Below are 8,582 nucleotides of genomic sequence, written 5' to 3' on the forward strand. Positions count from 1 at the left end.
GTCACCGAGTCGCCCAGCGCCACGCCGTGGCCGTGCACCGCCGCCTCGGTCGCCATACGGGCATCGCCGAGGTGATGGCGGCGGCCCCGCTCCAGGTCCAGCGCATCGGCGGCAGCCAGCCAGGTGTGCCACTCGCGGCCGTCATCGCCATGCAGGAAGACATGATCGGCGAGATCCCTGACGCTGCGGATCGGCCGGTTGTTGATCAAGGTCGGGCTGACCACGGGAAACAGTTCGAGGCCCGACCATTTGCGCATCCAGCAATCGGTCCAGCTGCCGTCGCCATAATGCACGCAGACATCGATATTGGGCGCCCGCAAATCCTTGGGATCGTTGGAAGGAATAAGCGTCAGCCTTATGTCGGGATATTGCGCCATGAAACTGCCGAGCCGCGGTGTCATCCACAGCAACAGTAGCGCCGGCACGCAGGAGACCGAAAGTGTGCCGCTGCTCGCCGGCCTTGTCATGCGCTGGGTGGCGGCGGCGATGCCGTCGAACGCGGTCGACACCGCCGGCAGAAGCTCCGCGCCATGCGGTGTCAGCTTGACCCGCTGGCCGACCCGCTCGAACAGCTTGACACCGAGCGACTGCTCGAGCGCCTTGATCTGGTGGCTGACAGCGCCATGCGTGACGTTCAGCTCAGTCGCCGCCTTGGTCAGTGAACCATGGCGAGCCGTTGCCTCGAAGGCGCGCAGCGGATTGAGCGGTGGCAGGCGCTTGGTCATGGTACCACTTTGTTGTGAGATTTTCTCACAGAAAACACCCTAACAATATCAATTGATTTTTCAATGCCACTGCCAGACACTTGAGTTCAGAACAGCATCAAGACATGAAATCTGCAGGCAGCCAGCGGGACAGCGGCCCGGCCGGATGACGGTCGGTTCGCAGGCGTCACCCGCGCCGGCACTGCATCAGCCCAGGAGGAGCGGACATGGGATACGATCGCGGCAAGCTCGATGCGTTGCGTCGCAAATATGGTGAAAGCCATGGCGGCGAGATGTTCGACCCGAAATTCCGCAAGGTCGCCGACAAGATCTTCTCCAAGAGCGGCACGCGGCTGGCGCCCTATTCAGGCATCCCGACCTTTCTTGCCGCGCCCTACCGCGAAATATCGGCCGACAATCCGGATTTCGGCGATTTGCAGGTGGCGATGATCGGCGTGCCGATGGATCTCGGCGTCACCAACCGCCCGGGCTCGCGCTTCGGGCCAAGGGCGTTGCGCGCCATCGAGCGCATCGGGCCCTACAATCACGTGCTGGAATGCGCGCCGACGCATGAGCTCAGGGTCGCCGACATTGGTGACACGCCGTTCCGCAGCCGCTACCGGCTTGAGACCAGCCATGAGGATATCGAGCGCCGCACCAACCAGATCGTCGATGCCGGGGTGATTCCGCTGTCGATCGGCGGCGACCATTCGATCAGCCATCCGGTCCTGAAGGCCGTCGGCAAGAAAGCTCCGGTCGGGTTGATCCATATCGACGCCCACTGCGACACCAGCGGCCTGTTCGACATGACCAAGTTCCACCATGGCGGCCCGTTCCGCAACGCTGTGCTTGACGGCGTGCTCGACCCGACGCGCACGATCCAGATCGGCATCCGCGGCTCGGCCGAATATCTGTGGGAGTTCACCTACGAGTCCGGCATGACCGTGGTGCATGCCGAGGAGGTGACCGGCCTCGGCATTCCGGCGATCATCGAGAAGGCGCGCAAGATCGTCGGCGACGGCCCGACCTATGTCTCCTTCGACATCGACAGCGTCGATCCGGCCTTCGCGCCGGGCACCGGCACGCCGGAGGTCGGCGGGCTGACGACGCGCGAAGTGCTTGAACTCCTGCGCGGCCTCAAAGGTCTCAACATCGTCGGCGGCGACGTCGTCGAGGTGGCGCCGCAATACGACGCCACCACCAACACGGCGCACGCTGCGGCGCAGGTGCTGTTCGAGATACTGAGCCTGATGGTGTTCAGCCCGGCGATAACAGGCAAGGGCGCCTGACGTCTAGAAAAGCAAAGGCAGCCGCCGCGCTGGAGCCGGCGGCCGACCCGAACAAACAAAGCTTCCAGACAGGGGAATGACAATGACAATCCGTAAGACATTTGCCTCCATCGCCGCCGTGCTGATGCTCGGCACGGCCGGTTTCGGCCTCGCAGTTCAGGCCGCTAGCGCCGATGCGCTGGCGGACATCACCAAGGCCGGCACCATCAATGTCGGCGTCTTCGCCGACTTTCCGCCCTTCTCCTCGGCCAGCGCCGACATGAGCCTCAAGGGCTATGACATGGATGTCGCGCAATACATCGCCGATACGCTCAAGGTGAAGCTCAATCCCATCGCCGTCACCGGCCAGAACCGCATCCCGTATCTGAACGATCATCGCGTCGACCTGCTGATGAGCGTCGGCTATTCGAAGGAACGCGAGCAGGTCATCGACTTCGCCGCTGCCTACGCGCCCTACTACATCGCCGTGATCGGTCCGGCAGCGCTTGCCGTCAAAGGCAAGGAAGACCTCGCCGACAAGTCGATCGCCGTCAATCGCGGCACGCTGGAAGACACCTCGCTCACCGAGGCAGCACCGGCATCGGCCGACATAAAGCGCTTCGACAACTACAATTCGGTGATCCAGGCCTTCATCTCCGGCCAGACGCAGCTGATGGTCGTCGGCAACGACGTCGGCGCGCAGGTGCTGGCCAAGCAGGACGCACTGAAGCCGGAGCAGAAGTTCCAGCTTCTGACCTCGCCCTCGCATATCGGCCTCAACAAGAACGAAGACGGCCTGAAGAAGGCCGTCAACGATGCGGTCGCCAAGATGCTGGCCGACGGCAAGCTGGACGAAAGCTCGAAAGCCTGGCTGAAGACGCCGCTCAATCCCGACAATCTCAAGGATTGAGTTTCCGTGGCCTTTGCCTGGCTCCCGGGTGCCCTGGGCGACATCGCGCATGGCGCGGCCACGACGATCCTGCTGATCGCCGTGACCACGCTGGCCGGAACGCTGCTCAGCATCCTGGGTGCCGCGGGGCGGCGAAACGGCCCGGTGCTGCTCAAGCGGGCAATCGCCTGCTATGTCGAGGTGATGCGCAACACGCCGTTCCTGGTGCAGTTGTTCTTCATCTTCTTCGGGCTGCCCAGCCTGGGCGTCCGGCTCGACCCGCTCCTGGCCGCGATGCTGGCGATGACGCTCAACATGGCGGCCTACACCATCGAGATCGTCGGCGCCGGGCTTGACGCCGTGCCCGGCGGGCAGACGGAAGCAGCGCTGGCCCTTGGGCTGCGGCCACGCCAGGTGTTCGTCAAGATCGTGCTGCCGCAGGCGCTCAAGATCATCTACCCCGCGCTCACCAGCCAGATCGTCATCATGATGCTGGAGTCCGCCGTCGTGTCGCAGATCGCCGTGCGTGAGCTGACCTACGAGGCCGACATGCTGCAGGCACGCACCTTCCGCTCCTTCGAGACCTATTTCGTCGTGACGCTGGTCTATCTCGCTCTGTCGATGGCCTTGCGCCGGCTGCTGGTGTCAGGCGGGCGCCGCGCGCTCGGAGCCGGTGTGTCATGATCGAGTTCACCTTCTGGGACATCGTGCGCAACCTACTGCTCGCCGCCCGCTGGACGGTGCTGCTATCGCTGGCCGCCTTTATCGGCGGCGGCATCGTCGGCATGATCGTGCTGTTCTTCAGGATCGCTGAGAACAAATGGAGCCGGCGTGTCGCCTCCGGCTACATCGCCCTGTTCCAGGGGACGCCGCTCTTGATGCAGCTGTTCCTGATGTTCTTCGGCCTGCCGATGCTTGGTCTGCGCATCGAGCCGTGGACCGCGGCGGCGCTCGGCCTCACCTTCTTCGCCAGCGCCTATCTCGCCGAGATCTGGCGCTCCGGCGTCGCGGCGCTACCCCTCGGTCAATGGGACGCCGGTGCCAGCCTCGGCCTGCACTATCTGCAGGAACTCAGGCTGATCATCCTGCCGCAGGCGTTTTCGATCACCCGCGCACCCACGGTCGGCTTCCTGGTGCAGCTGATCAAATCGACGGCGCTCACCTCGATCATCGGCTTCGAGGAGCTGGTGCGGACCTCCAACGCCATCAACAATGCGACCTTCGAACCGTTCAAGGTATACGGGCTGGTGGCGCTGATCTTCTTCGTCATGTGCTTTCCGCTGACGCAATACGCCCGCAGGCTCGAGAAACAGGCGGCTGCTCGCTGACGCGCCAAGGCAGCGCCCGATTTCAGACCGGCAACCCAAGCTGCTTGCGCAGGCTCTTGTCGAATGCGGATGCGGGGACGAAACGGCGCAGGAAACGGACCTGGCGCGCCATTTTCCCCGCCGCATAGCGTTTCTTCGGCGCGGGATCGGTCGCTGCTGCCAGAATGGTCTTGGCGACCACTTCGGGCGCATCGCCTTTTTCCATTGATTTCCGCACTGACATAGTCATCCCCGCGCGCGCGGAGTCGTAGATTTCGAGCGACCGGTCGGGGGCGGCAAGATTGTCCTCGAATGATGTGCGGGTATAGGCGGGCTCCACCAGCGAAACGCGAATGCCGAAGGGGCGCAATTCGTGATCGAGCGACTCGGAATACCCTTCGATGGCGTGTTTGGTCGACGAGTAAAGCGCGAAATAGGGAGCGGGGATGAACCCCTGTACCGAGCTCAAATTTACGATTCTGCCCTTCCCTTGGCGCCGCATTGCCGGCAGCACCGCGTTGGTCACGCGCAAGACGCCGAAGACGTTCACGTCGAACAGCGCCTTGGCCTGGGCGGTCGAGGACTCCTCCGCGCCGCCAAACAGGCCCATGCCGGCATTGTTGACAAGCACGTCGATGCGTCCGGCCGCGGCCAGAACGTCATCGACCATTGTCGCGACGGACGCGTCGTCGGTCACGTCGCAGGTCAGCATGGTCACGCCGGCGGATTGCTGTGAGGCCGTGCGACGGCTGGTTCCGAAGACGCGAAAGCCAGCGCCGAGCAACGCGTCGGCGGTAGCGCGCCCGATGCCGGAAGATGCCCCTGTGACAAGGGCGACGCCGGGATTGGTCTTGTTCATGGATTCATATCCTTCTTTGCGTTGGATCGGATTGGGAAAAGCATTGAGATAGGCCGGGGCAAAGGGCGTCGGTCATGACTGCGTCTGGCCACCGCTAGTTCCAGCGTCTGAACAGGGCGCTGGCATTCACGCCGCCAAAGCCGAAGCCATTGGAGATCGCGTACTCCATCTCCATGGGCCGGGGTGCGTTGGCGACGAAGTCGATTCCGTCGCCGGCCGGATCGGCCTCGCCAAGGTTGAGGGTTGGCGGGGCGACCTGATCCCTGAGCGCCAGGATTGCGAAGATCGCACCAAGCCCGCCGGCCGCTCCGAGCAGGTGTCCGGTCGCCGATTTCGTGGCACTGACAGCTATCGCGAAATCGCGCCCGAACACGCTCTTGATCGCTTCGATCTCACCCAGGTCGCCGACTGACGTGGAGGTCGCATGCGCATTGAGATGACGAACGTCGCGTGGCGAAATCCCTGCCTGGGCAATCGCGATCTGCATGGCCCGGCGCGCGCCGTCGCCGTCCTCTGGCCCGGAGGTGACGTGATGGGCATCCGCCGTCGTGCCGTAGCCGACGAGCTCAGCAATCGGTTTTGCGCCGCGCGCCAACGCGTGGCTCAACGCCTCGATGACCAGCACGCCGGCCCCTTCGCCCATGACGAAGCCGTCCCGCGATGTGTCGAAAGGGCGCGAGGCTTGGGCCGGCGCCCAATTGAAGCCGGTTGAAAGAGAACGAGCCGCGGCGAAACCGCCGAGACTGACGGTGTTGATGCACGCTTCCGTTCCGCCGCACACGGCGATGTCGGCTTCGTTGGCGCGGATCAGGCGGGCGGCGTCGCCGATCGCCTGGATGCCCGCCGCGCACGCCGTCACCGGTGCGCCGAGTGGACCTTTGAAGCCATGACGGATCGAGATGTGGCCCGCCGCGAGGTTCACCAGGAAGGACGGCACCGTAAAGGGAGACAGGCGGCGGGCGCCACGCAGGTCCACCGTGCGCACCGCCTCGGTGATGGCCGGGAACCCGCCGACACCTGAAGCGATGATCGTGGCCGTGCGCAGGCGATCCGCCTCCAAGGCAGGCTTCCATTGCGCCTGCGCAAGCGCCTCTTCCGCCGCCGCCAGCGCGAAGAGAATGAACCGGTCTACCTTGCGCTGATCCTTCGCGGACAGGACGGCATCGGCATCGAAACCAGCCTCGGGGTCTTCGCCCAGGGAGGGAACCACGCCGCCAATCTTAGCCGGCAGCTCTCCCACCACATCGTCAGGAAGCCTGCGAACGCCAGACCGGCCAGCAAGCAGGCGTGACCAGGACGCTTCGACATTGGCGGCAAGGGGCGTGACCGCACCCATGCCCGTGACGACAATCCGTTCCATCTGCTCTCCTATCCTTGCTGTGCTGGCGGCGCTGCTCGCGCCGTTCAAGTAGCGACTGCTTCGCGAACCTGATCGGCCGCCGCATCCAGAAAAGCCTGCGCAAGGTCGGGGTCGTTGACGACCCGCGACAGCACGACCGCGCCGACCATCGTCGAGAGAACGGCCATTGCCTTGTTGCCGGTCTTTTCGCTGTCGCCCTCGCCAACCCAACCGCCGAGCATCTCAAGGTACGCTTTGATGCCCGTCTCGAATGATGCCTTCACCTCGGCACCTTGCCTGGCCGCATCCGAGCCGAGCGCAACGACCGGGCAGCCGTCCATCTTTTCTCCGCGATGATCCATGCTGAGGTAGAATGAGATCACCCCGTCGAGCGGGTTCCCGGGATTTGCCGCGGTCGCGGCCGACCATTTGTGGGTGGCGCTTTCCATCGCCCGCCTGGACGCCAGCGCCGCCAGATCGTCCTTCGACTCGAATTGCTTGTAAAAGGCACCCTGGGTCAGCCCGGCCCCTTTCATCAGATCCTTGAGGCCGATGCCGTCAAACCCGCGCTCCCGAAAAAGCCGGCTTGCCACATTGATCACGGTCTCACGGTTTTCCGCGGCCTGAGTGCGACTTACACGCATCGTCATCTCCTTTTTAGATTGCATTCGTAATCTATACCCTATATAGAGGGTGAACGCAATCTAAAAAAGGACAAATGAGATGATCCGCAAAACCTTGGGCGCCTCGCTGCTGGCGGCGCTGTTTCTTGCAACCCCGGCTCTTGCCGAGGAAGCCACCATCGGACGCCCGATCGAAGGCGGTAGCCTGCACCAGGGACACCTGGACATGGTGGCCTACTACGTTCCGCGCGGCGACCTGCTTGAGGTCACCGCCACTTTCGCACCGAAGGCCGGGGGTGATCCGCTGCGGGTTGTCATGGGCCTCGCCAACAGTGACGCCGTGGCGTTTTCCATACCGGGCCACCCGGGCCCGCTCTACGCGTTCTCAAGGTCCGGTGAGGAAGTGACGGTCTCGACCGAGACGGACACATCCCTGCGAGCCGACGCGACAATGCCCTGACCTGACGCGCAGGCCACGGCCGAGCGATGCTGGCCGGGGTCTCGCGTCGGAACGGCGCGCCACCGATAAGTTTGGAGAGAGGTCACATGCTTTACAGCTATTTTGTCGAGAAATCGATCCGGCAGAGCTTCGACGACGTCAACAACCATCGCTGGGATGCGGCGGTGAAGGCCATCGCGCCGCATGTCCATCACCGGGTTGGTGGCGCACACGCGCTTGGTGGCGAGCGTCACGACAAGCAAGCCCTGCGCCGGTGGTTCGAGCGCCTCGGCCGTGTCCTGCCCACTCTCCATCTCACGGTCAACCACGTGTGGGTGAAGGGCTGGCCGTGGCATACCACCGTGTTTGCTCAGTGGGATGGCACCGCTACCCTGCTCAACGGCGATACGTCCTACGTCAACCGTGGTCTCCACGTGTTCACGCTGCGGTGGGGCAGGGTTCATGCGCTCGAGGAGTTCTACGATTCACAGGCGGCGGCGCGCGCTCTCGCCGCCCAGGCCGCAGCCGGCCTCGAAGAAGCTGTCGCCGAACAGATAACAAGCTAGCACAAGCGCGGTCCGAGGACGCCCAAGGTCTACGGGCCGGTGGCGCCGATCGTCTTCGTCTCGTGCCTTGCGCCCACGCACTATGCGCGCAGGCTCGAGAAGCGAGCGCTGGCGCGCTGGACTGCAGGCCCTGCATCGATGCCGGTGCTGTCGCGGCAACGGTCGAGCCGAGGCAGGCATATAGCTTTCCCCTTGGGAATAGGACTTGACATCTTGCCGTTCGAATTGTCCATTTGAAGCTTGACCGGGCCGAACGGGGCGGCGAGGGACAGGGGCAAACCGGCGGGTGGATAGACAGTCGAGTCGAGTGCTGTTGAGGACGGTCGGGCTGACAAAAGCCTTTCGAGGGCTAGTTGCCCTGCGTGATCATTCCATCGAGCTCCACGAACGTGAAATCATTGGGGTAATCGGGCCGAATGGCTCGGGCAAGAGCACGCTTTTCAACCTGATCACCGGCTTCTCCCAGCCGAATTCCGGTAGCATCGAGATGGAGGGCCGGTCGATCGTCGGCCTGCGCACATCGCAGATCGTCGCGATGGGCATCGCCCGCACCTTCCAGGGCTCTCGCCTGTTCGGCAGCCTCAGCGT

At 63.8% G+C, this 8,582-nt stretch carries 11 protein-coding genes; 7 read left to right on the forward strand and 4 right to left on the reverse strand.

What is annotated here, in order from left to right; translation table 11 throughout:
* Positions 1 to 725: LysR family transcriptional regulator (locus tag EN925_RS12350; protein ID WP_128336574.1), on the reverse strand; the 725-nt coding region annotated here is incomplete at its 3' end.
* Between the two features lie 206 nt (positions 726 to 931).
* Here EN925_RS12350 and speB point away from each other — a divergent pair.
* The 4 genes from speB (at position 932) to EN925_RS12370 (ending at position 4,189) form a co-directional block, all read left to right on the forward strand.
* Entirely contained in the window at positions 932 to 1,993 is a 1,062-nt protein-coding gene (gene speB, locus EN925_RS12355) for an agmatinase (protein ID WP_127370311.1), read from the forward strand.
* Positions 1,994 to 2,075: 82 nt separating this feature from the next.
* Positions 2,076 to 2,882 carry a transporter substrate-binding domain-containing protein gene (locus tag EN925_RS12360; protein ID WP_013528437.1) on the forward strand — a complete coding sequence of 269 codons (807 nt, stop codon included), beginning with the start codon at positions 2,076 to 2,078 and terminating at the stop codon, positions 2,880 to 2,882.
* A 6-nt stretch (positions 2,883 to 2,888) separates the two neighbouring features.
* The gene (locus EN925_RS12365) at positions 2,889 to 3,545 is read left to right on the forward strand and encodes an amino acid ABC transporter permease (RefSeq protein ID WP_027161086.1); all 657 of its coding nucleotides are present in this window, start codon (positions 2,889 to 2,891) and stop codon (positions 3,543 to 3,545) included.
* Positions 3,542 to 4,189, forward strand: a complete 648-nt coding sequence (locus EN925_RS12370; RefSeq protein ID WP_024502056.1) for an amino acid ABC transporter permease — start codon at positions 3,542 to 3,544, stop codon at positions 4,187 to 4,189. The genes EN925_RS12365 and EN925_RS12370 overlap by 4 nt, the downstream gene beginning before the upstream one ends.
* A gap of 22 nt (positions 4,190 to 4,211) precedes the next feature.
* Here the strand turns inward: EN925_RS12370 and EN925_RS12375 are convergent, their stop codons facing one another.
* The 3 genes from EN925_RS12375 to EN925_RS12385 form a co-directional block, all read right to left on the reverse strand.
* Positions 4,212 to 5,027 (reverse strand): oxidoreductase, encoded by an 816-nt coding sequence (locus tag EN925_RS12375; protein ID WP_127365447.1) that lies wholly within the window; start codon positions 5,025 to 5,027, stop codon positions 4,212 to 4,214.
* A 94-nt stretch (positions 5,028 to 5,121) separates the two neighbouring features.
* The gene (gene fabF, locus EN925_RS12380) at positions 5,122 to 6,387 is read right to left on the reverse strand and encodes a beta-ketoacyl-ACP synthase II (protein ID WP_084015525.1); all 1,266 of its coding nucleotides are present in this window, start codon (positions 6,385 to 6,387) and stop codon (positions 5,122 to 5,124) included.
* Between the two features lie 44 nt (positions 6,388 to 6,431).
* Positions 6,432 to 7,010 carry a TetR/AcrR family transcriptional regulator gene (locus EN925_RS12385; protein WP_127384821.1) on the reverse strand — a complete coding sequence of 193 codons (579 nt, stop codon included), beginning with the start codon at positions 7,008 to 7,010 and terminating at the stop codon, positions 6,432 to 6,434.
* A 79-nt stretch (positions 7,011 to 7,089) separates the two neighbouring features.
* Here EN925_RS12385 and EN925_RS12390 point away from each other — a divergent pair, with 79 nt between their 5' ends.
* From EN925_RS12390 to EN925_RS12400, 3 genes are all read left to right on the forward strand, one after another.
* Entirely contained in the window at positions 7,090 to 7,449 is a 360-nt protein-coding gene (locus EN925_RS12390) for a hypothetical protein (protein ID WP_127368937.1), read from the forward strand.
* An 86-nt stretch (positions 7,450 to 7,535) separates the two neighbouring features.
* A complete protein-coding gene (locus EN925_RS12395; protein WP_013528430.1) occupies positions 7,536 to 7,994 on the forward strand; it encodes a nuclear transport factor 2 family protein in 459 nt (152 codons plus the stop codon).
* 286 nt (positions 7,995 to 8,280) lie between these two features.
* Positions 8,281 to 8,582: ATP-binding cassette domain-containing protein (locus EN925_RS12400; protein WP_245487219.1), on the forward strand; the 302-nt coding region annotated here is incomplete at its 3' end.

It is taken from the genome of Mesorhizobium sp. M7A.F.Ca.US.006.04.2.1 (assembly GCF_004022915.1).
GTDB lineage: Bacteria > Pseudomonadota > Alphaproteobacteria > Rhizobiales > Rhizobiaceae > Mesorhizobium > Mesorhizobium ciceri.